The sequence below is a fragment of the Streptomyces parvus genome (assembly GCF_032121415.1).
GTDB lineage: Bacteria > Actinomycetota > Actinomycetes > Streptomycetales > Streptomycetaceae > Streptomyces > Streptomyces globisporus_A.
On the sequence record NZ_CP135079.1, the window covers coordinates 5,614,026 to 5,639,313 of the forward strand.

Genomic DNA, 25,288 nt, shown 5'->3' on the forward strand with positions numbered 1-25,288 from the left:
TCAGTGGCCGCGCGGTGCGTACATGATCACGGCCATGCCGGCCAGGCAGACCAGGGCCCCGATGACGTCGAAGCGGTCCGGGCGGTAGCCGTCGGCGACCATGCCCCAGGCGATCGATCCGGCGACGAAGACGCCGCCGTACGCGGCGAGGATGCGGCCGAAGTCGTCGTCGCTCTGGAAGGTGGCGACCACGCCGTACAGACCGAGCGCGATGACGCCGGCCCCGACCCACGCCCAGCCCTTGTGCTCCCGCAGCCCCTGCCAGACCAGCCAGGCTCCCCCGATCTCGAACAGCGCGGCGACGACGAACAGGGCGATGGAACGGGCGACGAGCACGGTGGAGGGCTCCTGGTGAGCGGGGGCGGGAGGGGGCGTCAGCCGGTGGAGCCGAAGAGGTCCGTGAGCAGCACGCCGCCGTCAGCAGGCGCGCGGACCTCGGCCTCGGCGAGAGAGGTCGTGCGACCGACCGTAAACCTTCCACCCGGTTGGAAGGCCGAGGCGTCGTCGCCCATGCCGCCGCTCCGCGCCGGCCCCGAGTCGAGCGCTCCGCGTCAAGTGGTCCGTGTGTCGGCGCGGTCACAGGGCACCTGGGCATGACCGGGCGGCGGCAATGTACTAGAGTTATCTCGACATCGAGATATCTGCCGAGGCGCACCACGGCCGCCGCCCGGTAAGGGTTACCTAACTAATCCTTACCTTAGCGGATGGCCGGGGCCGTAGGTGGCAAACGCGGCGCCGGCTGCCAATGAGGCGCGGCGCGGTAGACGCGCACATTGAAGAAGGAGACTGTCGTGTCGGCGAACAGCTTCGACGCCCGCAGCACGCTGCGCGTGGGCGACGAGTCGTACGAGATCTTCAAGCTGGACAAGGTAGAGGGCTCCGCGCGCCTCCCGTACAGCCTGAAGGTCCTGCTGGAGAACCTGCTCCGTACCGAGGACGGCGCGAACATCACCGCCGACCACATCCGGGCCATCGGCGGCTGGGACTCCCAGGCCCAGCCCAGCCAGGAGATCCAGTTCACGCCGGCCCGCGTGATCATGCAGGACTTCACCGGCGTCCCGTGCGTCGTGGACCTCGCCACCATGCGCGAGGCCGTCAAGGAGCTCGGCGGTGACCCGGCGAAGATCAACCCGCTGGCCCCGGCCGAGCTGGTCATCGACCACTCCGTCATCGCCGACAAGTTCGGTACGAAGGAGGCCTTCGGCCAGAACGTCGAGCTGGAGTACGGCCGCAACAAGGAGCGCTACCAGTTCCTGCGCTGGGGCCAGACCGCCTTCGACGAGTTCAAGGTCGTCCCCCCGGGCACCGGCATCGTCCACCAGGTGAACATCGAGCACCTGGCCCGTACGGTCATGGTCCGCAACGGCCAGGCGTACCCCGACACCCTCGTCGGCACCGACTCGCACACCACCATGGTCAACGGCCTCGGTGTGCTCGGCTGGGGCGTCGGCGGCATCGAGGCCGAGGCCGCCATGCTCGGCCAGCCGGTCTCCATGCTCATCCCGCGCGTCGTCGGCTTCAAGCTGACCGGTGAGCTGAAGCCCGGCACCACCGCCACCGACCTCGTGCTGACCATCACCGAGATGCTCCGCAAGCACGGCGTCGTCGGCAAGTTCGTCGAGTTCTACGGTGAGGGCGTCGCCGCCACCTCGCTCGCCAACCGCGCCACCATCGGCAACATGTCGCCGGAGTTCGGCTCCACCGCCGCGATCTTCCCGATCGACGACGAGACCCTGAACTACCTGCGCCTGACCGGCCGCGACGCCCAGCAGGTCGCCCTCGTCGAGGCGTACGCCAAGGAGCAGGGCCTCTGGCTCGACCCGAAGGCCGAGCCGGACTTCTCCGAGAAGCTGGAGCTCGACCTCGCCACGGTCGTCCCCTCCATCGCAGGACCGAAGCGCCCGCAGGACCGCATCGTCCTCGCCAACGCCGCGCAGCAGTTCGCCCAGGACGTCCGCAACTACGTCTCGGACGACGAGGAGGCGGGCAAGGAGTCCTTCCCGGCCTCCGACTCCCCGGCCTCCTCCAACGGCGTCCCGTCGAAGCCGACCACCGTGACGGCCCCCGACGGCTCGACGTACGAGATCGACCACGGCGCCGTCACCGTCGCCGCGATCACCTCCTGCACCAACACCTCGAACCCCTACGTCATGGTCGCCGCCGCGCTCGTGGCGAAGAAGGCGGTCGAGAAGGGCCTGACCCGCAAGCCGTGGGTCAAGACCACCCTCGCCCCGGGCTCGAAGGTCGTCACCGACTACTTCGACAAGGCGGGTCTGACCCCGTACCTCGACAAGGTCGGCTTCAACCTCGTCGGCTACGGCTGCACCACCTGCATCGGCAACTCCGGCCCGCTGCCGGAGGAGGTCTCCAAGGCCGTCAACGACAACGACCTCGCGGTCACGTCGGTCCTCTCCGGCAACCGCAACTTCGAGGGCCGCATCAACCCCGACGTCAAGATGAACTACCTGGCGTCCCCGCCGCTGGTCGTCGCGTACGCCATCGCCGGTTCGATGAAGGTCGACATCACCAAGGACGCCCTCGGCACCGACCAGGACGGCAAGCCGGTCTTCCTGACCGACATCTGGCCGACCGAGGCCGAGGTCAACGACGTCGTGGCCAACGCCATCGGCGAGGACATGTTCAACAAGTCCTACCAGGACGTCTTCGCGGGCGACGCCCAGTGGCAGGCGCTGCCGATCCCGACCGGCGACACCTTCGAGTGGGACTCCGAGTCCACCTACGTGCGCAAGCCCCCGTACTTCGAGGGCATGACGATGGAGACGACCCCGGTCGAGGACATCACCGGCGCCCGCGTCCTCGCCAAGCTCGGCGACTCGGTCACCACCGACCACATCTCCCCGGCCGGCGCCATCAAGGCCGACACCCCGGCCGGCAAGTACCTCACGGAGCACGGCATCGAGCGCCGTGACTTCAACTCCTACGGCTCGCGCCGTGGCAACCACGAGGTCATGATCCGCGGCACGTTCGCCAACATCCGCCTGCGCAACCAGATCGCGCCGGGCACCGAGGGCGGCTACACCCGCGACTTCACCCAGGCCGACGGCCCGGTGTCGTTCATCTACGACGCCTCGCAGAACTACCAGGCCGCCGGTGTCCCGCTCGCGATCCTCGCGGGCAAGGAGTACGGCTCCGGCTCGTCCCGCGACTGGGCCGCCAAGGGCACCGCGCTGCTGGGCGTCAAGGCCGTCATCGCCGAGTCCTACGAGCGCATCCACCGCTCGAACCTCATCGGCATGGGCGTCCTCCCGCTCCAGTTCCCCGAGGGCCAGAACGCCGAGACCCTCGGCCTCACCGGCGAGGAGGCCTTCTCCTTCACCGGCGTCACCGAGCTGAACAACGGCACCACCCCGCGTACGGTCAAGGTCACCACCGACACCGGGGTGGAGTTCGACGCGGTCGTCCGCATCGACACCCCCGGCGAGGCCGACTACTACCGCAACGGCGGCATCCTGCAGTACGTGCTCCGCAGCCTGATCCGCAGCTGATCAGCCTGATCCGCCGCTGACCGGTGGACGGCACAGTGCGAGGGCCGCGCCCCGGGTTCTCCCCGGGGCGCGGCCCTCGCGCCGTTTCCGCGTCCGTGGCCGGAGGCCGCCTCAGTCCCCCGTCGGCATCCGCGTCAGGTCGACAAGTCGGCACGTCGTACCGCGCGGCACCTCACCGAGGCCGTGGATCTCCTCCACCACGCTCTTGCCGGGACCGAGGTCGACCACTCCCGTGACTCCGTCCGCGACCTTGGTGCCGTCCTTGTCGAGGAACTCGACCCCTATGTGGTAGCTCGCCGTCGTGGACGTGCCGTTCACGACCTTCACCTTCGCCGACTGCCAGCCGATCTGCGGATCGCGCGTGCACGCGGTGATCGTGACGTCCTCCTTCACGTCGGGTTCGGTCGCGGTGGGCTCCGGCGCGGGCTCATCGGCGTACGGCTCTTCCCCGTACGGCTCCGAGTAGGGCGTGTCCGACCGCGGCGGCAGCGCGATGGAGTCCTGGACCGCGTCCATCGCCGAGTGGACGAGCGCCACGACCGCTCCCGCCACGATGAGCCCGCCGCCCACGGCGAGCGTCACGATCAGCCCCGTACGCTGCTTCTGCGGCGGCCCCGCGGGCGCGGCCCACGGCGAAGGCTGCGCCGCGGGCCGGTACTCCGGCTGCGGCTGTTCGGGCGGCGGAGGCGGAAAGTTGTCGGACATGCGGTCCCCCCACGGGAAAGTGATCAACTGAGGGACTTACCGTACGTGGCCCCCTCAGCCCCACCCGCACCATCTGTACAGAAAGCGAACGGACCATCATGGGCGAGCTGATCCTCATCCGGCACGGCGAGACCGAATGGTCCCGTTCCGGGCAGCACACGAGCTGGACCGACCTCCCCCTCACCGACGTCGGGGAGCGCCAGGCCCGCGCACTCGTCCCGCTGCTGGCCGACCGCACCATCGGCCTCACCCTCGTCAGCCCCTCGATCCGGGCCCGCCGCACCGCCGAACTGGCCGGACTCCCCGCCCCCCGGGTCACCCCCGAGCTGCGGGAGTGGGACTACGGCGGGTACGAGGGCATCACCACCCGGGAGATCCGCCGCACCCGCCCCTTCTGGAACCTGTGGACCGACGGCGTCGACCCCGGCTCCGACGAGCACCCCGGCGAGAGCCCCGCCCAGATCGGGCAGCGGGCCGACCAGGTGCTCGCGGGCGTCCGGTCGGCCGCCGAGGAGGTCGCGGACGAGGAGGACATCGCGCTCGTCGCGCACTCGCACTTCCTGCGCGTCCTCACCGCCCGCTACCTCGGCCTGACCCCGGCCGAGGGGCGGCTCTTCCAGCTCGCCACCGGCGCCGTCTCCCGCCTCGGCACCGAACACGGCCGTCCGGTCGTCGCCGCGCTCAACGTCGCCCTGCCCGAGAGCCTCCAGCCGGAGTGAGCCGCGCCCCGCGGCCCTGCCCGAAGTCCTCCGGGGCCGCCGGGCCACGGCCGCAGGGACGCCGACGGCCGGCACCCCGTCCTCCGGGGTACCGGCCGCCGTCGCTCACCGCGTAGCGATCAGGAGAGCAGCTCCACCTCCGCGAGCGTCGCCGAACCCGTCAGCACCAGCCGGTACTTCGTGTACGAGCCGGGCTTCGCCACCGAGAACACGCGGGTCTGCTTGTCCCAGGCGAACGACTGGCCGGAGCGGCGGTCGACGTCCTTCCACTCCTTGCCGTCCGTCGAACCCTGGAGCGTCCACCCCTTCGGGGCCTTGTCCGCCGCCGCCGAGGTCAGCGTGTACTGAACACCCTTCGTGGCCGAGGACACCGGCAGCTCCACCGACTCCACCGTCGCCGACGTGGCCGAGGTGTCGTCGAACAGCGCGCCGCCACCCTTCAGCGCGTCGCCCTTGGGCGTCGGGACCTTGTCGTCCTTCTGCACCGAGACCGGGGCCGCGTCCTTGCCCGTGCCCCAGGCCGACGGCTTCGGGCCCATGTCGAACTCCAGCGTGCCCCCCTTGGCCAGCACGTCGTGGGGGAGCGCCGTGGAGGTCCACTTCTTGCCGTTGACCTTCACGCCCTGCACGTAGATGTTCTTGTCGCTGTTCTTCGGGGCCTTCACGACCAGCTTGCGGCCGTTGTCCGTGCGGACGGTGACCTTCTTGAAGAGCGGCGAGCCGATCGCGTACTCCCCGCTGCCCATCACCAGCGGGTAGAAGCCGAGCGAGGAGAAGAGGAACCAGGCCGACTGCTCGCCGTTGTCCTCGTCGCCGTGGATGCCCTGCCCGATCTCGCTGCCGATGTACAGCCGGCCCAGTACCTCGCGGACCTTCTCCTGCGTCTTGTACGGCTGCGAGGCCGCGTTGTACATGTACGTGGCGTGGTGGGCGACCTGGTTGCTGTGCCCGTACTGGCCCATCCGCACGTCACGCGCCTCGGTCATCTCGTGGATGACCCCGCCGTAGCTGCCGACGAACTCCGGGCCCGCCGTCTCCGGGGTCGAGAAGTACGTGTCCAGCTTCTTGCCCAGACCCGCGCGGCCGCCGTACAGGTTGGCCAGGCCCCGGCTGTCCTGCGGGGCGGTGAAGGCGTAGCCCCAGCCGTTGGTCTCGGTGTAGTCGTAGCCCCAGACGCGCGGGTCGTACTGGTCGGAGGGCAGGCGCCAGTCGCCGCCAGGCTTCTTGCCCTGGAAGAACCCGGCCTTGTCGTCGAAGAGCTTGACGTACTTCTGCGCCCGGTTCATGAAGTACTCGGACTCTTCCTTGTACCGCGCCTTCTTCGTCTTCCTGTACAGCTCCTGGCCCATGCGGGCGATGCCGTAGTCGTTGACGTAACCCTCCAGGGACCAGGACAGCCCCTCGTGGGTGGCGGTGTCGGCGTAGCCGGTGAAGACCGAGGTCTCCAGGCCCTTGCGGCCGACGCCCGAGGACGGCGGGGCCACGGTGGCGTTCTTGAGCGCCGCGTCGTAGGCCGCCTCGGCGTCGAACGTGACGCCCTTGACGTACGCGTCGGCGAACGCCACGTCCGAGCTGGTGCCGGTCATCAGGTCCGCGTAGCCGGGGGAGGACCAGCGCGAGGTCCAGCCGCCGTCCTTGTAGTGCTGCACGAAGCCGTCCACCAGCTTCCCGGCCTTCTTCGGGGAGAAGAAGGAGTAGGCGGGCCACGTCGTGCGGTAGGTGTCCCAGAAGCCGTTGTTGACGTACACCTCGCCGTCGACGATCTTCGCGCCGGTCCGGGTCGGGGTGTTCTCGCCGGTCGCCTTGGAGAAGGGGCTGGCGTAGCGGTTCTTGCCCTTCACCTTCTCGTGGCCGGAGTTCGGGTAGAGGTAGAGCCGGTAGAGGCTGGAGTAGAGCGTCGTCAGCTGGTCGGCGTTGGCGCCCTCGACCTCGACCGTCCCCAGGATGTCGTCCCAGGCGCCCTGCGCCTTGCGCTGCACACGCTCGAACGAGGTGGACTCCGGGATCTCCATCGCCAGGTTCTGCTTCGCCTGGTCGACGCCGATCAGCGACGTGGCCAGCCGCAGGTTGACCGTACGGTCCTTGCCCGCGTCGAAGCGGAAGAACCCGGTGACGTCGTCGCCCCCGCCGCCCTTCAGCTTGCCGCTGTCGGTGACCGGCGCGTCGAAGACGCCGTGGACGAACATCCGGGTCGCGCCGGTGGACAGACCGCTCTTGACGTCCGTGTAACCGGAGAACGAGCTGGTCCCGGGGTCCAGTGTGATGCCGCCGGCGTTCGAGACGTTGTCGAAGATCAGGCTGGCGTCCTTGCCCGGATAGGTGAACCGCATCCGCGCCGCGTGGTCGGTCGGCGTCATCTCGGCCTTGAGGCCGTTCTCGAACGTGACGCCGTAGTAGTGCGGCTTCGCCGTCTCGTTCTCGTGCCGGAACGGCAGGGCGCGGGCGGTCCGGGACGCGTCCGGGGTGCCGCTCGCGGCCGACGGCATCAGCTGGAAGGTCTGCCGGTCGCCCATCCACGGGCTCGGCTCATGGCTCGCGCCGAAGGCCTGGAGCGTGGGGAGGTTGTCCGCGTTGTTGCCCCGGTGGTAGTCGTACAGCCAGCTCAGCGAACCGGCGTTCGTCACCGGCGTCCAGAAGTTGAAGCCATGCGGGACCGCGGTGGCCGGAATGTTGTTGCCGCGCGAGAAGCCGCCGCTGGAGTTGGTGCCGCGGGTCGTCAGCGCGTAGTCCGACAGATGCGCCTTGCGCTTCTCGGGCTTCTTCGGGGCGATCGCGATGTCGTCGATCCAGCCCTGGAACTTCGCCTTCCCCTTGGGGGAGTCGTACGCCACCAGGATCCGGTCGACCGTCTTGCCCGCGGCGACCGTGCCGAGCCGGGCGGCGACCTTGTTCCACTGGTTGACGTAGAGGCGCTTGGCATCGGCCTGGCCCTGCGGGGTCAGCAGCCCACCGTGGCTGTCGGTGGCCTTCAGCTCGCTCAGGTAGGTGCCGTCGGTGAAGGCGAGGTCCACCGCGACGTGTGTGGCCGGGTAGTTCAGGTCCGTCTCGCCCATCTGCGGATAGACGAGGTAGGACAGCTCGGTGTCCTTGGTGACGGCCGTGTTCACGTCGAAGATCTTGTTGTACGAGTACGCGCGTCCGTCGGGCGTGTGCGTACCCGCGTAACGCAGTGCCTTCTTTCCGGTGAATCCCGCACCCGATTTGGCGGTGGGGGAGCCGGAGGGGCCGCGGTCGGGCTGGCTGCGCATCTCCTCGGGCACCGGGACGGAGGTGTCACCGTTCGAGAACTGAACGTCGGCGAGCTGGAGCGCGTCCGCACCGCCGTTCGCCGTGATCTCCAGGCGGAAGTGCCGGTAGGCGGTGCCGCCCGCGAAGTCGTACGTCTTCGTCTCGTGCCGCTTGGCGAAGGTCTCGCCGGTGCGGGTGTCGAGGTCGGTCCACTCCTTGCCGTCGGCCGAGCCCTTGAGCGTCCAGTTCTTCGGATCGCGTTCGGCGTGGTCGTTGGCCGAAGTGAGCGCGTATGTCACGACCTTGGCGGGTTCGTCCAGATCGAACTCGACCCAGCCGGTCTTCGCGAACGTCAGCCACTTGGAGCCGGGCTCGACGTCGACGAGGTTCTCCTTCACCTCGCCGCCCGCGGTGTTCTCGGCGCTCGCGCGCACCTCCGTCACCCGGTCGGTGACATTGCCCGGTATGCCGGAGGAGAAGCCCCCGTCGACACCGGAGGACCGCTTCTTGCCGTCGGGGCCCTCCTCGACGGTGTTGCGCCAGTCCGGCTGCTTCTCGTCCGCCTCGAAGGAGGTGGTGAACGTCCGGTCGCCGGACGGCTTCCGGTCCGGCGAGGAGGGCTGCGCGGTGGCGACCGCGGGGGCGATCACCACCAGGGCGAGGGATGCCGCCAGGGCGGCTGCTGTGGGGGTCCGTCTCCGGCGGGGAGCCGGGCGGGGGACCGCGTGAGGGGCTGTGTCGGAGCCGTGGTTGAGGCCGCGTGGTGGCTGCATGCCGAGCCGTTCCTCCCCGGGAAAATACATGGACAACGTTGTCATAGCGGGATGCAAGGTCCAGTAGGGAGCCAAGTGACAGGACGTGTCAAGGGTGTTGCCGCGCGGCCCGGCGGCGAATCGGCCCGAATGGGGAAATAGCCGCCGCGGGAGGAGGGGGCGGGACGCCGAGGTGTCCGTGAGGTCTCAACTCGGGAAAGACTGCCGCCCAAACCTGCTTTCGATCTTGCTCAGTTGGCGACAAGTGGACTATACCTGTCGGCATCTGCACAGCCGTTTCACACGGATGTGCGCGGGGGAAACAGGAACGTCGCGAGGACGCCGAGGGCGTCCTCGCTGTACGGTCTCCCGGCATCCCCACTGCACCGGCCTGTCCGGTACATCTGCATATCCGCATGACCCAAGCGCAACTGACCGCGGTGGCGGGGCCCTTCGCCTGAGGCGAATTCTCGACGGGTGACCGGTACACCGCCTGAGTCCTGGAGAAGGCGAGGACTTGAGCATGGGATCCACCTCCGCCCACAACAATGAGGGCCTTGGCCGTCGCGATCTGATCAAGCGTTCTGCCGCACTCGGCCTGATCGCTGTTCCGACGATGAGCTTCCTGTCCGCCTGCGCGAGCGGCGACAGCAGCAGCGACGACAAGGTCGAAAAGGGCGAAAAGAGCGACAAGAACCCGCTGGCCGTCAACGGCAGCGCCCCGCTGGAGATCGTCATCTTCGACGGCGGCTTCGGTACCAAGTACGCCGAGGACGCCAAGGCCGTCTACGAGAAGACCTACCCCGAGGCGAAGGTCAAGTTCTCGGCCACGCAGAAGATCCAGTCGGTTCTTCAGCCGCGGTTCAACGGTGGCACCCCGCCGGACCTGATCGACAACTCCGGGGCCCAGCAGATGGACATGGGCGTCCTGGTCGGCAAGAAGCAGCTCACCGACCTGACCCCGCTCCTCGACGCCCCCTCCATCGACGACCCCGCCAAGAAGGTCCGCGACACCCTGCGGCCCGGCATCGTCGAGATGGGCCAGTTCGACGGCGACCCGGTCTGGATCATGTACTACGCGTACACGGTCTACGGCGTCTGGTACTCGCAGACCGCGCTGGAGAAGCTCGACGCCACGTACCCGGAGAACTGGGACGACATGCTCGCGCTCTGCGCGAAGGCGAAGAAGCAGGGCATTGCCGGCTGGACCTACCCCGGCAAGCACCCGTACTACCTCCCCTTCTCGCTGTACCCCTTCATCGCCAAGATCGGCGGCAGTGAGGTCCTCGACGCGATCGACAACCTGGAGCCGAAGGCCTGGGAGCACCCCGCGGTCAAGGCGGCCTTCGAGGCGTACTACGAGCTCGTCGCCAAGGACTACATCCTCAAGGGCACCCCCGGCCTGGACCACCGCGGTTCGCAGGGCGCCTGGGCCCGCGGCAAGGCGCTGTTCATCCCGAACGGCTCCTGGGTGGAGAACGAGGAAGCGGCGATCATCCCCAAGGACTTCAAGCTGTCCGTGGGCGCTCCCTCCAGCCTCGACTCCTCCGACAAGATGCCCTTCGGCACCATCTGGGCGTCCGGCGGCGAGCCGTTCATCGTCCCGAGCAAGGCGAAGAACGTCGAGGGCGGTATGGAGCAGCTGCGCATCATGCTCAGCGAGGCCTCCTCCAAGTCCTTCACCGCCAGCACGAAGTCGCTGTCCGCCTTCAACGGCGGCACGGACGGCATCGAGCTGTCGGACGGCCTCAAGTCCGGTGTCGCCGCGCTGGAGAAGGCCGGCACCAACGTGGTCAACCCGCGCCTGCAGGACTGGTACGTGAAGCTCCAGAAGGAGCAGATCGGTGTCGCCGCGCTCGGCGAGATGATGGCGGGCCGCGCCAAGCCGGCCGAGACCATCAAGAAGATCCAGGCCTTCGCCGACGCGACCGCCAAGGACCAGTCCATCAAGCACTTCAAGCACCAGTGACCACGCGTCACCAGCGGCGGGCAGCACGGGAAGGTCGGAGTCGGTAACGATGCAACACGGTAAATACCGGTTCATAGTCGGGTTCTTGGTGGTCCCGATGACGTTGTACGTCATCTTCGTCATCTGGCCCTTCATCCAGTCCATCTACTACTCGTTCACGGACTGGACGGGTCTGAGCCCCGACTTCAAGATGGTCGGGTTCGACAACTACACCAAGATGCTCGACGACGACGTCTTCTGGAAATCGCTGCAGCACAGTGTGCTGCTGGCGGTGCTGCTCCCGCTGGTGACGCTGGGCCTCGCGCTCTTCTTCGCCTTCATGCTCAACGTCGGCGGGCGGCGCCGCAAGGGCGCCGCCATCAGCGGCGTACGGGGCTCGGGGTTCTACAAGATCGCGTACTTCTTCCCGCAGGTGCTCTCGATCGCGATCGTGGCCATCCTGTTCCAGTTCGCTTTCGACCCGGCCCAGGGCATGATCAACGGCACGCTCAAGGCCGTGGGCTTCAACGACGTACCGGACTGGCTGGGCGATCCGCAGCTGGCCCTGTGGGTCATCATGGCGGTCCTCGTCTGGTGCACCACCGGCTTCTTCGTGGTGCTGTTCTCCGCGGGCATGGCCTCCATCCCCAAGGACTTCTACGAGGCGGCCCTGCTGGACGGCGCGAGCCGCTTCACGACCTTCTTCCGGATCACGCTGCCCCTGCTGTGGGACACGGTCCAGTCCGGCTGGGTCTACATGGGCATCCTGGCGCTCGGCGCCGAGGGCTTCGCCATCGTCCACATCATGAGCGTCGGTCCCGGCGGGCCCGACTACTCGACCACCGTCCTGCCGCTGTACGTCTACCAGTCGGCGTTCCGTGACGGACAGGCGGGCTACGCGACCACGATCGGTGTCGCCCTGCTCCTCGTGACGCTGGCGTTCGCCGCCATCGTCATGCGGGTGGGCCGGCGCGAGCGGCTGGAGTTCTGATGAAGACCACTGACACCCCTCCGTCCGGGCCCTCCGGAACCCCGTCCGACGCCGACGCGGCCAAGGTCCCGGCCCAGCGCACCGGCACGGTCTCCAAGGGCTCGTCGGCCCCCGTGAAGAGCAGCGAGGGCCACGTCCTCAACGTCTTCTCGCACGGGATGCTCATCCTGTGGGCGATCATGGTCGTCCTGCCGCTGTTCTGGGCGGTGATGTCCTCGTTCAAGACCGACTCGGACATCTTCAACACTCCGTGGTCGCTGCCCAGTTCGCTGAACTTCGACAGCTGGGGCCGGGCCTGGAGCCAGGCCCATATGAGCGAGTACTTCCTGAACACCATCCTGGTGGTGGGCGGGTCGCTCGTCGGCACCCTGGTCCTCGGGTCCATGGCCGCCTATGTGCTCGCCCGCTTCGAGTTCCCCGGGAACCGCTTCATCTACTTCTTGTTCGTCGGCGGCATGAGCTTCCCGATCATGCTGGCGCTGGTCCCGCTGTTCTACGTCATGGACAACATGGGGCTGCTGAACACGATCCACGGCCTGATCGCCGTGTACATCGCGTACTCGCTGCCGTTCACCGTGTTCTTCCTGACCTCGTTCTTCCGTACGCTGCCGACCTCGGTGGCGGAAGCGTCGATCATCGACGGGGCCTCGCACACCCGCACGTTCTTCCAGGTCATGCTGCCGATGGCCAAGCCCGGCCTGATCAGCGTCGGGATCTTCAACTTCCTCGGGCAGTGGAACCAGTACATGCTGCCGACGGTGCTGAACACCGACCCGGAGAAGCGGGTGCTGGCCCAGGGCCTGGTGGAGCTGGCCGCCAGCCAGGGCTACAAGGGCGACTACTCCGGCCTCTTCGCCGGTCTGGTGATCGCGATGCTGCCCGTGCTGGCCGCGTACATCATCTTCCAGCGCCAGGTCGTCTCCGGTCTGACGGCGGGCGCGCTGAAGTAGGTCACGTATCCACAACGGCCCGGTGCCCCGGCGGATCGAGTCCGCCGGGGCACCGGGCCGTTGTGGGGTGCGCCGGTGCTCAGGTCTTGACGGGAGGCACCCCCGAACGGTCAGCTTAGAGTTCACATGTTGGAGGAAGCCGGGGTCTCATCGCTGCGGCCCCGACCGGGGCGGTCCTCCGGGACCGCCCGCCAAGGGCAGGAGTGGATGAGTCGATGGAGACTCCCGGGTCGCAGACATCGCTGCACAGGGCCAATCTGGAGCGGGTCGTCCGCGCCGTACGGATGGCGGGAGCGCTCACCCAGGCGGAGATCGCCCGGAGCACCGGCCTCTCCGCGGCCACCGTCTCCAATATCGTCCGGGAGCTGAAGGACGGGGGAACGGTCGAGGTCACCCCCACCTCGGCGGGCGGCCGGCGGGCCCGCAGCGTCTCGCTCAGCGGCGACGCGGGCATCGTCATCGGCGTCGACTTCGGCCATACGCATCTGCGTGTCGCCGTTGGCAACCTCGCCCACCAGGTGCTCGCCGAGGAGTCCGAGCCGCTGGACGTCGACGCCTCGTCCGCCGAGGGTTTCGACCGGGCCGAGGTGCTGGTCAAGCGGCTGATCGAGGCCACCGGGATCGGCCCGGACAAGGTGATCGGCGTCGGTCTCGGCGTGCCGGGCCCCATCGACGTCGAGTCCGGCACGCTGGGCTCCACCTCCATCCTGCCGGGCTGGACGGGCATCAACCCCAGCGAGGAGCTCTCCGGCCGCCTCGGCGTGCCCGTGTACGTCGACAACGACGCCAACCTCGGAGCGCTGGGCGAGCTGGTCTGGGGCAGCGGCCGGGGCGTCAAGGACCTCGCGTACATCAAGGTGGCCAGCGGGGTCGGCGCCGGTCTGGTGATCGACGGGACCATCTATCGGGGCCCCGGCGGCACGGCCGGCGAGATCGGGCACATCACGCTCGACGAGTCGGGACCGGTCTGCCGCTGCGGCAACCGCGGCTGCCTGGAGACCTTCACCGCCGCCCGCTACGTCCTGCCGCTGCTCCAGCCCAGCCACGGCCCCGGGCTCACCATGGAGCGGGTGGTCCAGCTGGCCCGGGAGGGCGACCCCGGGTGCCGCCGGGTGATCGGGGACGTGGGCCGCCACATAGGCAGCGGCGTGGCCAACCTGTGCAATCTGCTCAACCCCAGCCGCGTCGTGCTCGGCGGCTCGCTGGCGGAGGCCGGGGAGCTGGTCCTGGGGCCCATACGGGACTCCGTGTCGCGGTACGCGATCCCCAGCGCCGCCCGGCAGCTCTCGGTCCTCCCCGGGGCGCTCGGCGGCCGTGCCGAGGTGCTGGGCGCACTCGCCCTGGTGCTCAGCGAGATGGGGGATTCAACCCTTTTGGAGAGCACCCTCCCCGTGGCCACTCCTGCCTTCACTTAGATAACGAATGGCACCGTTGTCATCTCGTTAAGGATTTACTCCTTGACGCTGGCGCTGGGGCCGAGTTGACTTCCAGCCACCTCGGCCGCAACGTCGCGGCCTCGTCAGGGAGGTTCGAGAATGAACACGCGTATGCGTCGTGCCGCCGTTGCCGTTGCCGCCACCACGATGGCGATCTCGCTGGCCGCTTGCGGGAGCGCCAAGGAGTCCGGCGACAAGGCCGAACAGAGCTCGGAGAAGAAGGGCGACGACCTGAAGATAGGTCTGCTCCTTCCCGAGAACCAGACGGCCCGTTACGAGAAGTTCGACCGGCCGATCATCGAGAAGAAGATCAGCGAGCTCACCGACGGCAAGGCGAAGGTCACCTACGCCAACGCCAAGCAGGATGCGAACACGCAGGCGCAGCAGGTCGACACCATGATCACCAACAAGGTCGACGCCCTCATCCTGGGCTCGGTCGACTCCAAGGCGATCGCCAACAGCGTCAAGAAGGCCAAGGACGCCGGCATCCCGGTCGTCGCCTTCGACCGCCTCGCCGAGGGCCCCATCGACGCCTACACCTCCTTCGACAACGAAGAGGTCGGCCGGGCCCAGGGCACCGCCCTGCTGGAGGCCCTGGGCGACAAGGCCGACGGCGGCACGATCGTGATGATGAACGGTGCGATCACCGACCCGAACGCCGCGCTCTTCAAGAAGGGCGCCAAGTCCGTCCTCGACGGCAAGGTGAAGTACGGCAAGGAGTACGACACCAAGGAGTGGAAGCCGGAGAACGCCAACGCCAACATGGAAGCGGCGATCACCGCGCTCGGCAAGGACAAGATCGACGGCGTCTACTCCGCCAACGACGGCATGGCGGGCGGCATCATCACCGCCCTCAAGGGCGCCGGTCTCGACCCGCTCCCGCCGGTCACCGGCCAGGACGCCGAGCTCGCGGGTGTGCAGCGCATCGTCTCCGGTGAGCAGTTCATGAGCGTCTACAAGTCCTACCCGGCCGAGGGCATCGTCGCCGCGGAGATGGCCGTCGCGCTCGCCAAGGGCGAGAAGCTCGACTCCATCGCCACCTCTAAGGTCGACAGCGCCACCACGAAGGGCATCCCGACCGTCCTCGTCCCGGTCGTCTCGCTGACCAAGGACAACATCAAGGACACCGTCATCAAGGACGGCATCTGGACGCTGGACGAGATCTGCTCGGCCAAGTACAAGGCCGCCTGCGACAAGATCGGTCTGAAGTAGTCCCCCCGGGGCTCCGGCCCCAGGGACCCGGCCCGCCCCGAGCAGCCGGGTCCCGCCATCACCACCGCCACCCGGTCCGCCGCGCCTCCGCGAGGGCCGGGCGGCCCACCGCCCGCGCGGGCGCAGGCCCCCGGCCCGCCCGCGTCACGAAGCCTGTCCGGCGTCCCGCACACCAACCGTCCCGCTACCGGGCGGGGCGCCGGACGGAACGCTTCACCGCTCTTCCCGTATCTCTTCTGCTCGACACCGCCGCGCCTTCCCCCGGGCGCGGCATCCCCGCCGGTCAGGCGGCGAAGGAGATGGTTCATGTGTCCGCTACGCCCGTGTTGGCGTTGCGAGGGGTCTCCAAGCGCTTCGGTGCCGTCCAGGTACTCACCGATGTAGAGCTTGAGGTCCACGCCGGCGAGGTGGTCGCCCTGGTCGGCGACAACGGCGCCGGTAAATCAACGCTGGTCAAGACGATCGCCGGAGTGCACCCCATCGATGACGGCGTCATCGAGTGGGAGGGCCGGGCGGTGCAGATCAACAAGCCGCACGACTCCCAGAACCTGGGCGTCGCGACCGTCTATCAGGACCTCGCGCTGTGCGACAACATCGATGTCGTCGGCAACCTCTACCTGGGCCGGGAGCTGCGCAAGTTCGGCATCCTGGACGAGGTGGAGATGGAGCGCCGCTCCCGCGAGCTGCTCTCCACGCTCTCCATCCGGATCCCGAGCGTCCGCATCCCGATCGCCTCGCTCTCCGGCGGCCAGCGCCAGACCGTGGCCATCGCCCGGTCGATGCTCGGTGAGCCCAAGCTCGTCATCCTCGACGAGCCGACCGCCGCCCTCGGCGTCGAGCAGACCGCCCAGGTCCTCGACCTGGTCGAGCGGTTGCGCGAGCGCGGTCACGCGGTCATCCTCATCAGCCACAACATGGCCGACGTGAAGGCTGTGGCCGACAAGGTCGCCGTGCTCCGGCTGGGCCGGAACAACGGTGTCTTCGATGTGAAGACCACCTCCCAGGAAGAGATCATCTCCGCCATCACGGGCGCCACGGACAACGCCGTGACCCGACGTGCGGCGCGCAACGCGGAGGTTTCCAAGTGACCACCGACGAGACCACCAACACGGTGGACAAGAGCAGCACCTCGCTGGACAAGGGCACCGGCCCGGCGGACACGCCGCCGGTCGGCAACCCGGACGCCGCCGAGGGTGCCGCCACGGTCGTCGACCCCCGGCTGCTCATCCGCGAGCAGGGCTTCGCCGGATACCTCACCGAGTTCAAGCGCAAGATCAGCGGCGGTGACCTGGGCTCGATCCCGGTGGTCATCGGCCTCGCGATCATCGCCATCGTCTTCCAGAGCCTGAACTCCGAGTTCCTCTCCGCGAAGAACATCAGCGACATCGCGGTCACCATGGTCGCCACCGGGATGATGGCCGTGGGCATCATCTTCGTCCTGCTGCTCGGCGAGATCGACCTCTCGGTCGGCTCCGTCTCCGGTGTCTCCGGCGCCCTGATCGCGGTGCTCAGCGTCACCCAGGGCATGAACGAATGGCTGGCGATCGTCGTCGCCATCGTCAGCGGCGCGGTGATGGGCGCGATCCACGGCTTCTTCTTCGCCCGGATCGGGGCCCCGGCCTTCGCCGTCACCCTGGCCGGCCTGCTGTTCTGGCTCGGCTTCATGCTCCAGCTGCTCGGCGACTCCGGCACGATCAACCTGGACGGCGAAGGGGTGGTCGGCCAGCTGACCACGTACTACTTCACCGACGTCGCCGCCGCCTACGGGCTCGCCGCCGTCGCGGTCGTCGGCTACTTCGCCGCCGCCTTCCTGGACACCCGCCGCCGCGAGGCCGCGGGCATCCCGTCCCGCCCGATCGCCGACATCGCCGTGCGCACCGCGGTCCTCGCGGTGTTCGCCTTCGCCGCCGCGTACATGTTCAACCAGTACCGCGGCCTGCCGCTCGCGCTGGTCCTCTTCCTGATCGTCCTGGTCGGCACGGACTTCCTGCTCCGCCGGACGGCTTACGGGCGGAAGATCTTCGCACTCGGCGGCAGCGTCGAGGCCTCCCGGCGCGCCGGTATCAACGTCACCGCGATCCGGATCTCCGTCTTCTCCATCGCGGGCACCTTCGCGGCGATCGGCGGCCTGTTCTGGGCTTCCAAGATCGCGGCGGCCAACCAGGGCTCCGGCACCGGAGACCTCCTGATGAACGTCATCGCGGCGGCCGTCATCGGCGGCACCAGCCTCTTCGGCGGCCGCGGCCGCACCTGGAACGCCCTGCTCGGCGTCATGGTGATCGTCTCGATCCAGTACGGACTGTCGCTGGAGGGCATCGCCACGCCGATCCAGTACATGGTCACCGGCGCCGTGCTCCTCGCCACGGTCGTCATCGACTCCGTCACCCGTAAGACCCAGAAGACCGCGGGTCGCGCCTGACCGCACGTTCGCGCAGGTGCCCGGCGTCCCGAGAGGGGCTGCCGGGCACCTGCGCGTGTCCGGGTATCGCTACGAAGAGGCCCGCCCGCTGCTCACGTCCGGTAGCGGAACATTAGACTCATCGGATCGGCACGCTCGATCAGCTCAAACGCAAGGAGGCACGGGTGGATCTGCTGACCCGCATCAAGGGACCGCGCGACCTGGACCGGCTCAGCCTCGGTGAGCTGGACCAGCTCGCGGAGGAGATCCGCACCTTCCTGGTGGACGCGGTGTCCAAGACCGGCGGCCACCTCGGACCCAACCTGGGCGTCGTCGAGCTCACCATCGCGCTGCACCGGGTCTTCGAGTCTCCCAAGGACAAGGTGCTCTGGGACACCGGGCACCAGGCCTACGTCCACAAGCTGCTCACCGGCCGCCAGGACTTCTCCCGCCTCAAGAGCAAGGGCGGCCTCTCCGGCTACCCCTCCCGCGCCGAGTCCGACCACGACATCATCGAGAACAGCCACGCCTCCGGGGTCCTCGGCTGGGCCGACGGCCTCGCCAAGGCGAACGAGGTCCTGAAGAAGGACGACCACGTCGTCGCGGTCATCGGTGACGGCGCGCTCACGGGCGGTATGGCCTGGGAGGCGCTGAACAACATCGCCGCCGCCAAGGACCGCCCCCTCGTCATCGTCGTCAACGACAACGAGCGCTCCTACGCGCCGACCATCGGCGGCCTGGCCAACCACCTCGCCACGCTCCGTACGACCGACGGTTACGAACGGTTCCTGGCCCGCGGCAAGGACTTCCTGGAGCGCACGCCCGTCGTCGGCCGCCCGCTGTACGACACCCTGCACGGCGCCAAGAAGGGCCTCAAGGACTTCATCGCCCCGCAGGGCATGTTCGAGGACCTCGGCCTGAAGTACGTCGGCCCGATCGACGGGCACGACATCGAGGCCCTGGAGTCCGCTCTCCAGCGCGCCAAACGCTTCGGCGGCCCGGTCATCGTGCACTGCCTCACCGAGAAGGGCCGCGGCTACACCCCGGCCCTGGAGGACGAGGCGGACCGCTTCCACGCGGTCGGCAAGATCCACCCGGACACCGGCCTGCCGATCTCCACCTCCGGCCTCGACTGGACCTCCGTCTTCGGCGAGGAGATGGTCAAGCTCGGCCAGGAGCGCGAGGACATCGTCGCCATCACGGCCGCCATGCTCCAGCCCGTCGGCCTCGGCAAGTTCGAGGAGGCCTTCCCGGACCGGATCTATGACGTCGGCATCGCCGAGCAGCATGGCGCGGTCTCCGCGGCGGGCCTCGCCACCGGCGGCCTCCACCCGGTCTTCGCGGTCTACGCCACCTTCCTCAACCGCGCCTTCGACCAGGTCCTGATGGACGTCGCCCTGCACAAGTGCGGCGTCACCTTCGTCCTGGACCGGGCCGGCATCACCGGCACGGACGGGGCCTCCCACAACGGCATGTGGGACATGTCGATCCTCCAGTGCGTGCCCGGCCTTCGGATCGCCGCCCCGCGCGACGCCGACCAGGTCCGCGCCCAGCTGCGCGAGGCCGTCGCCGTCGACGACGCGCCCACCGTGGTCCGCTTCTCCAAGGGCGCGGTCGGTCCCGCCGTCCAGGCGGTCGGCAAGGCCGGCGGCATGGACATCCTGCGCGAGCCGAAGGCGGCCCGCCCGGACGTCCTGATCGTCTCCGTCGGCGCGCTCGCTCCGATGTGCCTGGAGATCGCCGACCTGCTGGATGCCCAGGGCATCTCCAGCACCGTCGTCGACCCCCGGTGGGTCAAGCCCGTCGACGATGCTCTCGCCCCGCTCGCCGAGCGCCACCGCGTCGTGGTCACCGTCGAGGACAACAGCCGCGCCGGAGGTGTCGGCTCCGCCGTCGCCCAGGCCCTGCGTGACGCCGGTGTCGACGTACCGCTGCGCGACTTCGGCATCCCGCCGGTCTTCCTCGACCACGCCTCGCGCGGCGAGGTCATGGCCGAGATCGGGCTGACCGCGCCGGACATCGCCCGGCAGGTCACGGGCCTGGTCGCCAAGCTCGACGGCCGCTTCGAGAGCCGCGCGGTGGAGCCCGCCCGCGACTGATCCGCAGCTCTCCGTACGGCCGACGGGCCGGGAGAACCGCCCCTGTACGGGTGGTTCTCCCGGCCCATTCGCGTGAAAGGGGCCGGATGGCGCGTTCCCGTGCCTGACCGGTCCGAATCATGGCGTTCACAACCAATGCGTGGAGGTACGCAGGTGAGCGCGCAGGTCACACCACCCCGCGGAAACGGAATGTTCCGCACCAAGTCCGTCGAACAGTCGATCAGGGACACCGAGGAGCCGGAACACGGGCTGAAGAAGTCCCTCTCGGCCCTGGACCTGACGGTCTTCGGCGTCGGCGTCATCATCGGCACCGGCATCTTCGTCCTCACCGGTCAGGTCGCCAAGGAGACGGCGGGCCCCGCCACCGCCATCGCGTTCGTGGCGGCGGGCGTCGTGTGCGCCCTGGCCGCGCTCTGCTACGCCGAGTTCGCCTCCACCGTCCCGGTGGCCGGTTCCGCCTACACCTTCGCCTACGCCTCCCTGGGCGAACTGGTCGCCTGGATCATCGGCTGGGACCTGGTGCTGGAGTTCGCCCTGGGCACCGCGGTGGTCGCGGTCGGCTGGTCCGGCTACGTCCGCTCCCTGATGGACAACGTCCACTGGACGATGCCCGAGGTGCTCTCGGGAACGGACGTGGCGGAAGGTTTCGGCTTCGACATCCTGGCCTTCGCCCTGGTGCTGGTGCTGACCGTCATCCTGGTCATCGGCATGAAGCTCTCCGCCCGCGTCACCTCGGTCGTGGTGGCGATCAAGGTCGCCGTGGTCCTCATGGTGATCATCGCGGGCCTGTTCTTCATCAAGGCCGAGAACTACAAGCCCTTCATCCCCCCGGCCGAGAAGCAGCCCGCGGGCTCCGGCTGGGACGCCCCGCTCGTGCAGCTGATGTTCGGTTACGAACCCACCAACTTCGGCGTGATGGGCATCTTCACCGCCGCCTCCATCGTCTTCTTCGCCTTCATCGGCTTCGACGTGGTCGCCACCGCCGCCGAGGAGACCAAGCTGCCCCAGCGCGACATGCCGCGCGGCATCCTCGGCTCGCTCCTGATCTGCACGGTGCTCTACGTGGCGGTCTCCCTCGTGGTCACCGGCATGCAGCACTACAGCGAACTGTCCGTCAGCGCCCCGCTCGCCGACGCCTTCAAGGCCACCGGGCATCCGTTCTACGCCGGTCTGATCAGCTTCGGCGCCGCGGTCGGCCTCACCACGGTCTGCATGATCCTGCTGCTCGGCCAGACCCGTGTCTTCTTCGCGATGAGCCGGGACGGCCTGCTCCCGCGCTTCTTCTCCAAGACCCACCCGCGCTTCCGCACCCCGTACCGGCCGACGATCCTGCTCGGCGTCGTGATCGCGATCATCGCCGGGTTCACCAGCATCGAGGAGCTGGCCACCCTGGTGAACATCGGCACGCTCTTCGCGTTCGTCATCGTCGCCCTCGGCGTCCTGGTCCTGCGCCGCACCCAGCCGGACCTGCCCCGCGCGTTCCGTACGCCGTGGGTTCCGGTGCTCCCGATCATCTCGGTGGCCGCCTCGGTCTGGCTGATGCTCAACCTGCCGGTGGAGACCTGGGTGCGCTTCGGCGCCTGGATGGTGCTCGGCGTCATCGTCTACTTCGCGTACGGGCGCTCCCACAGCCGGATGGCCAAGGAGCGAGGCCCGGGCCGGTCGTGAGAAGGACCGGCGCCGGCGGGGGAGCCGCCGATATGCCGCTACCGTACGAAGGAGCCCCCCGGGATGCGTGCCGGGGGGCTCCTTCGTGGGCCGGAGAGCGATCGGCCGAGGCCGTCATACCGTCAGCTTGACGGCCTCGAACCAGTTCCTGTTGTCGGTGGTGCCGACGAACATGTACTCGGGGCGGCCGTTCTTGCAGAACTGCGGTCCCCAGCCACCGTTCTGCATCTTGGCGGTGTGGCAGACGCTGCCCTTGCCGACGTTCATGGCGAAGCCCGTCAGGAACGGAGCGCCCGGCTTCGAACTGCCGATGTAGTTGTTCTTGCCATCACCGACGACAGCTGTCCAGCTCGGGGCCCACTTCGCCTGGCCGCTCGACGAACCCTCCTCGTGCAGCAGAGCGTTGGCCGAGGAGCCTTCGACGTTCCAGACCGCGATGTTGAGCGCCGTGATCTTCTTGCCCTGCCCCGCTGTCCCGGTCATCGTCCCGTCGCACACGGCCGACTGCCACCCCTGCCCGGAGACGAAGGCCCGGTAGCAGATGTGCCGCCCCTGGGGGTCGCTCTTGGCGAGGCTTTCCAACGCGGCCGCCGCCGTCCCCCGTGGTGCGCCCGTCGCCGCCCTCTTCTCCGGCTTCTTCTCCGCCGGCTTGCTCGCCGAAGGGCTCGGGGACGGAGGCACGACCACCGGTTTGGGCGCCGGCGGGACGGGGGGCTTCACCGTCTCCTTCTTGCTGGGTTTCACGGAGGGCTTCGGCGACTCGCTGGTGTAGGTCTCCGGGGCCAGGGGGCGTTGAGCGTCCAGAACCGTGCCCGCCGCGTTCTGGGTCTGGTCCTTCCCGGGCTTGCGGTCGTCGTCCTGCCCCGCTACGAGGAACGGCACCGAGATCAGGACCGCGCCAACGATCGCCGCAGCGGCCAGCATCGGCTTCCTGGGCCTGTTGCCGGGCGGCTCTTCGTCCGTACGCGTCCCCGCCCCACCGCCCGGCGACGCCACTGCCGTCGCGGCGTCCGGGGATCCGCCGAAGGCGGCTGCCGCGGCCGGTTCCGAGGAGGGCTCCGCCACCGAAGCCGCTCCCGTTGCTTCGGCAGCGGCTGGTGTCTTTGCCGAGGACTTCTTCTCCGACGGCTTCGGAGCGCCGGTGCCCGGAAGGGCTGCGGCACCGACAGCGGCCTCCGCACCTTGCTCCTGCGGGGCCGTCTTCTGCGAGGTGGGCTGCTCCGCCCCCTTGTCCTGCTCGGGGTCGCTCGTCGGGCCGTGTGCGCTCGCATCCGGGTCGGCCGACGAGGACGGGGTTTCGCGGCCGCGCTGAGCACCCGGCGTCAGAGCGTCACCGGGGTCCCCCGCAGTGCCTCGCATGGTGACCGCCCGACGGACGGAGACCGGTGAGCTCGCCGACGCCCCGGTCGCGGATCCACCGCTCGTCCCGGACGCGGCCTGCCGCGGTGGTATGTGACTGCCAGGATCTTGCTCTTGTGCCATGCGCTTTCCTTACTCACGTCTGGATCAGGAGCCATGTCGAGAACCGCCGCCGAGTGCACGTCGCCCAGGACCTCACCCGGCCGATCCGGCAGGCCGAGTGAAACAAGTGCCGGACACGGCAAGCGACTTCGCGTGCGACCGAGTGCACCGACGGGGCACGGCACCGGGCGCGGGCCGGCGTGCGGGGGCTCGTGGCACGCCTTGACGGCCCGGGGTCCGGGACGACCGTACAGGAACCCACCCTGCCCCAGGGGCCGCGCCTGCCTCTTCGATCCCGAAAAGGACAGCCTTCACCGAAATCTCCATCAGCCCGACATGCCCTCGTTCCCAGATCGGCGCGGCGGCCGTACGGTACGGGGCCCCACACACCGCGCCCCGTACGCCTCGACCCGCTCTCGCAGTCCGCGGTCGGCGGTGACGACGACGCACTCCCGGTCCGGGCGGGCGGCGGCCGCCAGCCCGGCGATCAGGTCGTCACCGCTGCCGGGGGCCGATTCGACCCGGACCCCGGCCACGGACGCGACGCCCCGGGCGGCCCCCTCGACCACGAGCACGATCTCGACCGGGCCGGGCAGGCCCGGCAGCCCGGCCGTGGCGTACGGGACCAGGAGATCGCGCAGCCGGACCGCCGCCCCGCGCCGGTCCCGCCACCAGCCGTCGGGCACGGACCCGACCACATTGGCGCCGTCCACGATCACCAGCACCGCTTCGTCCTCGCTCATCCCGGCAGGGTGTCACGGGGAGAGCGGTACGACGGCCCGTCAGCCCCCGGTCGCGGGAGACTTCTTCGCTTCCTCGGGGATCGCGGTGTCCTCGCGGATCGCCTTCCACAGCTGACCCGACTGCGGTTCGGACGCGATCACCCGGTTCGGGTCGATGGGGTCGTACGCCACCGGCAGCATGATCGTCTCCATGGAGGCCGGGTCGACGCCGTTCATGGAGCGGGCGAACTCCGCCAGCGAGGTGAGCGAGGCGAGAGAGGAGTCGGTGGTGAGCGACTTGGTGGCGGACTTGGCGATCTTGTACGAGTTCGCCGGACTGCCCAGCAGGTCCTGTGACTTGACCTCGCTCAGCAGGGCCATCAGGAACTGCTGCTGGAGCCCGATACGGCCGAGGTCGCTTCCGTCGCCGATGCCGTGCCGAGTCCGGACGTACGCCAGGGACTCGGTGCCGTTCAGCTTCTGCGGGCCCGCGGTGAGGTTCAACCCGGACGCCTTGTCGTCGATGTCCTGCGGTACGTCGACGGTGACCCCGCCGATGGCGTCGACCAGGTCCTTGAACCCGGCGAAGTTGATCTCCAGGTAGTGGTCGACGCGGACGCCGGACATCTTCTCCATCGTCTTCACCACACAGGCCGGACCGACCTGCGCGTAGACGGAGTTGAACATGACGCGCTCCTTGCCCGCCACCGTCGAGCCGTCGTCCTTGACGCACTCGGGCCGGGTCACCAGGGTGTCGCGCGGGATGGAGACGGCGACAGCCTTCGACCGGCCCTCGGGTATGTGCACCACCATCGCGGTGTCGGAGCGCGCGCCGCTGACGGAGCCTCCGCCGCCCAGCTCCTTGTTCTCCGCCCCGGCCCGTGAGTCCGAGCCGAGGACCAGCAGGTTCTGCCCGCTGGTGGGGAGTTTCTCCGGGCGGTCCTCCCCGAGCGCCTTGTTGATGTCGACGCCCTTGATGTTCCCGTCGAGCTGGCTGTAGAGCCAGTAGAGGGTGGCGCCGGCGGCGAGCGCGAGGACGAGCAGGACACCGAGCGTGATCTTGAGGCCGCGGCGGCGTTTGCGGGGCTTCGCCGTACGCCGGGAGGGGCGGGGGCCCGGGGTCGTCTCGTCGTTGCTCATCGTGCGCGAGTCCTCAAATCTCATTGCCCGTGGAGGCAGGGGAGTGCGTGGGACTCGGGTGGGGCCGGTCCGCCCAGTGGGGGTTGGCAGAGCAGTATAGACAAGCTTTCGAATTGCGGGTGTTGACGTGCATCCCGTCCCCCGCGTTCCGGGGAGGTGAACATGATGTGGCGACACCGGGGCCGGGGCGGGGCATCGAGGGAGGGCGACGTCAAGGTCGTCGGCATCCCGGAGAACAGCAGCATCCGCGCGGCGGGCAGCTCCCGTGAGGCGCGCGGCGAGGTGTGCAACCGCCGCCCCTTCAGCGGCACTTGGTGACGCGGAACGGGCCGTACGGGATGATCCCGTACGGC

General features: G+C 68.9%; 19 protein-coding genes. 12 read left to right on the top strand and 7 right to left on the bottom strand.

Annotated elements, in window-relative coordinates:
* Together RNL97_RS26280 and RNL97_RS26285 are read right to left on the bottom strand one after the other, a co-directional pair.
* A complete protein-coding gene (locus RNL97_RS26280; RefSeq protein ID WP_243315587.1) occupies nt 1-336 on the bottom strand; it encodes a YnfA family protein in 336 nt (111 codons plus the stop codon).
* A 38-nt stretch (nt 337-374) separates the two neighbouring features.
* Complete coding sequence (locus tag RNL97_RS26285) at nt 375-512, bottom strand: hypothetical protein (protein WP_158709181.1); 138 nt, start codon at nt 510-512, stop codon at nt 375-377.
* A gap of 279 nt (nt 513-791) precedes the next feature.
* Here RNL97_RS26285 and acnA point away from each other — a divergent pair, with 279 nt between their 5' ends.
* Nucleotides 792-3,506 carry an aconitate hydratase AcnA gene (gene acnA, locus RNL97_RS26290; RefSeq protein ID WP_030592848.1) on the top strand — a complete coding sequence of 905 codons (2,715 nt, stop codon included), beginning with the start codon at nt 792-794 and terminating at the stop codon, nt 3,504-3,506.
* 111 nt (nt 3,507-3,617) lie between these two features.
* On the opposite strand, the gene RNL97_RS26295 is transcribed toward acnA, so the two are convergent.
* Nucleotides 3,618-4,211, bottom strand: coding sequence for a hypothetical protein (locus RNL97_RS26295; RefSeq protein WP_243315591.1), 594 nt, complete (start codon nt 4,209-4,211; stop codon nt 3,618-3,620).
* 98 nt (nt 4,212-4,309) lie between these two features.
* On the opposite strand from RNL97_RS26295, the gene RNL97_RS26300 reads away from it, so the two are divergent.
* A complete protein-coding gene (locus tag RNL97_RS26300) occupies nt 4,310-4,930 on the top strand; it encodes a histidine phosphatase family protein (RefSeq protein ID WP_243315593.1) in 621 nt (206 codons plus the stop codon).
* Nucleotides 4,931-5,049: 119 nt separating this feature from the next.
* Here the strand turns inward: RNL97_RS26300 and RNL97_RS26305 are convergent, their stop codons facing one another.
* Nucleotides 5,050-8,931, bottom strand: a complete 3,882-nt coding sequence (locus RNL97_RS26305) for a GH92 family glycosyl hydrolase (RefSeq protein WP_030592838.1) — start codon at nt 8,929-8,931, stop codon at nt 5,050-5,052.
* 502 nt (nt 8,932-9,433) lie between these two features.
* Here RNL97_RS26305 and ngcE point away from each other — a divergent pair.
* The 9 genes from ngcE (at nt 9,434) to RNL97_RS26350 (ending at nt 21,612) form a co-directional block, all read left to right on the top strand.
* The gene (ngcE, locus tag RNL97_RS26310) at nt 9,434-10,879 is read left to right on the top strand and encodes an N-acetylglucosamine/diacetylchitobiose ABC transporter substrate-binding protein (protein WP_030592836.1); all 1,446 of its coding nucleotides are present in this window, start codon (nt 9,434-9,436) and stop codon (nt 10,877-10,879) included.
* A 49-nt stretch (nt 10,880-10,928) separates the two neighbouring features.
* A complete protein-coding gene (locus tag RNL97_RS26315; protein ID WP_030592833.1) occupies nt 10,929-11,849 on the top strand; it encodes a carbohydrate ABC transporter permease in 921 nt (306 codons plus the stop codon).
* Complete coding sequence (locus tag RNL97_RS26320; RefSeq protein ID WP_030592830.1) at nt 11,849-12,799, top strand: carbohydrate ABC transporter permease; 951 nt, start codon at nt 11,849-11,851, stop codon at nt 12,797-12,799. The genes RNL97_RS26315 and RNL97_RS26320 overlap by 1 nt, the downstream gene beginning before the upstream one ends.
* A gap of 215 nt (nt 12,800-13,014) precedes the next feature.
* Nucleotides 13,015-14,214, top strand: a complete 1,200-nt coding sequence (locus tag RNL97_RS26325; RefSeq protein WP_030592828.1) for an ROK family transcriptional regulator — start codon at nt 13,015-13,017, stop codon at nt 14,212-14,214.
* A gap of 120 nt (nt 14,215-14,334) precedes the next feature.
* Nucleotides 14,335-15,447: a sugar ABC transporter substrate-binding protein gene (locus RNL97_RS26330; RefSeq protein ID WP_030592826.1), complete on the top strand. Its 1,113-nt coding sequence runs from the start codon at nt 14,335-14,337 to the stop codon at nt 15,445-15,447.
* Between the two features lie 299 nt (nt 15,448-15,746).
* Complete coding sequence (locus RNL97_RS26335; protein ID WP_010059429.1) at nt 15,747-16,535, top strand: ATP-binding cassette domain-containing protein; 789 nt, start codon at nt 15,747-15,749, stop codon at nt 16,533-16,535.
* On the top strand, nt 16,532-17,866 hold the full coding sequence (locus RNL97_RS26340) for a sugar ABC transporter permease (RefSeq protein WP_030592824.1): 1,335 nt from the start codon (nt 16,532-16,534) through the stop codon (nt 17,864-17,866). Before RNL97_RS26335 ends, RNL97_RS26340 begins: the two co-directional genes overlap by 4 nt.
* 164 nt (nt 17,867-18,030) lie before the next feature.
* Nucleotides 18,031-19,944, top strand: coding sequence for a 1-deoxy-D-xylulose-5-phosphate synthase (gene dxs / locus RNL97_RS26345; RefSeq protein WP_030592822.1), 1,914 nt, complete (start codon nt 18,031-18,033; stop codon nt 19,942-19,944).
* A 189-nt stretch (nt 19,945-20,133) separates the two neighbouring features.
* Nucleotides 20,134-21,612: an amino acid permease gene (locus tag RNL97_RS26350; RefSeq protein WP_030592819.1), complete on the top strand. Its 1,479-nt coding sequence runs from the start codon at nt 20,134-20,136 to the stop codon at nt 21,610-21,612.
* A 114-nt stretch (nt 21,613-21,726) separates the two neighbouring features.
* On the opposite strand, the gene RNL97_RS26355 is transcribed toward RNL97_RS26350, so the two are convergent.
* From RNL97_RS26355 to RNL97_RS26365, 3 genes are all read right to left on the bottom strand, one after another.
* Nucleotides 21,727-22,971: a hydrogenase expression protein HypA gene (locus tag RNL97_RS26355; RefSeq protein ID WP_234313528.1), complete on the bottom strand. Its 1,245-nt coding sequence runs from the start codon at nt 22,969-22,971 to the stop codon at nt 21,727-21,729.
* A gap of 428 nt (nt 22,972-23,399) precedes the next feature.
* Nucleotides 23,400-23,816, bottom strand: a complete 417-nt coding sequence (locus RNL97_RS26360) for an NYN domain-containing protein (RefSeq protein ID WP_313751271.1) — start codon at nt 23,814-23,816, stop codon at nt 23,400-23,402.
* 39 nt (nt 23,817-23,855) lie between these two features.
* Complete coding sequence (locus RNL97_RS26365) at nt 23,856-24,935, bottom strand: LCP family protein (protein ID WP_313751272.1); 1,080 nt, start codon at nt 24,933-24,935, stop codon at nt 23,856-23,858.
* Between the two features lie 162 nt (nt 24,936-25,097).
* On the opposite strand from RNL97_RS26365, the gene RNL97_RS26370 reads away from it, so the two are divergent.
* Nucleotides 25,098-25,253 (top strand): hypothetical protein, encoded by a 156-nt coding sequence (locus RNL97_RS26370; RefSeq protein WP_158709180.1) that lies wholly within the window; start codon nt 25,098-25,100, stop codon nt 25,251-25,253.
* Nucleotides 25,254-25,288 lie beyond the last annotated feature (35 nt).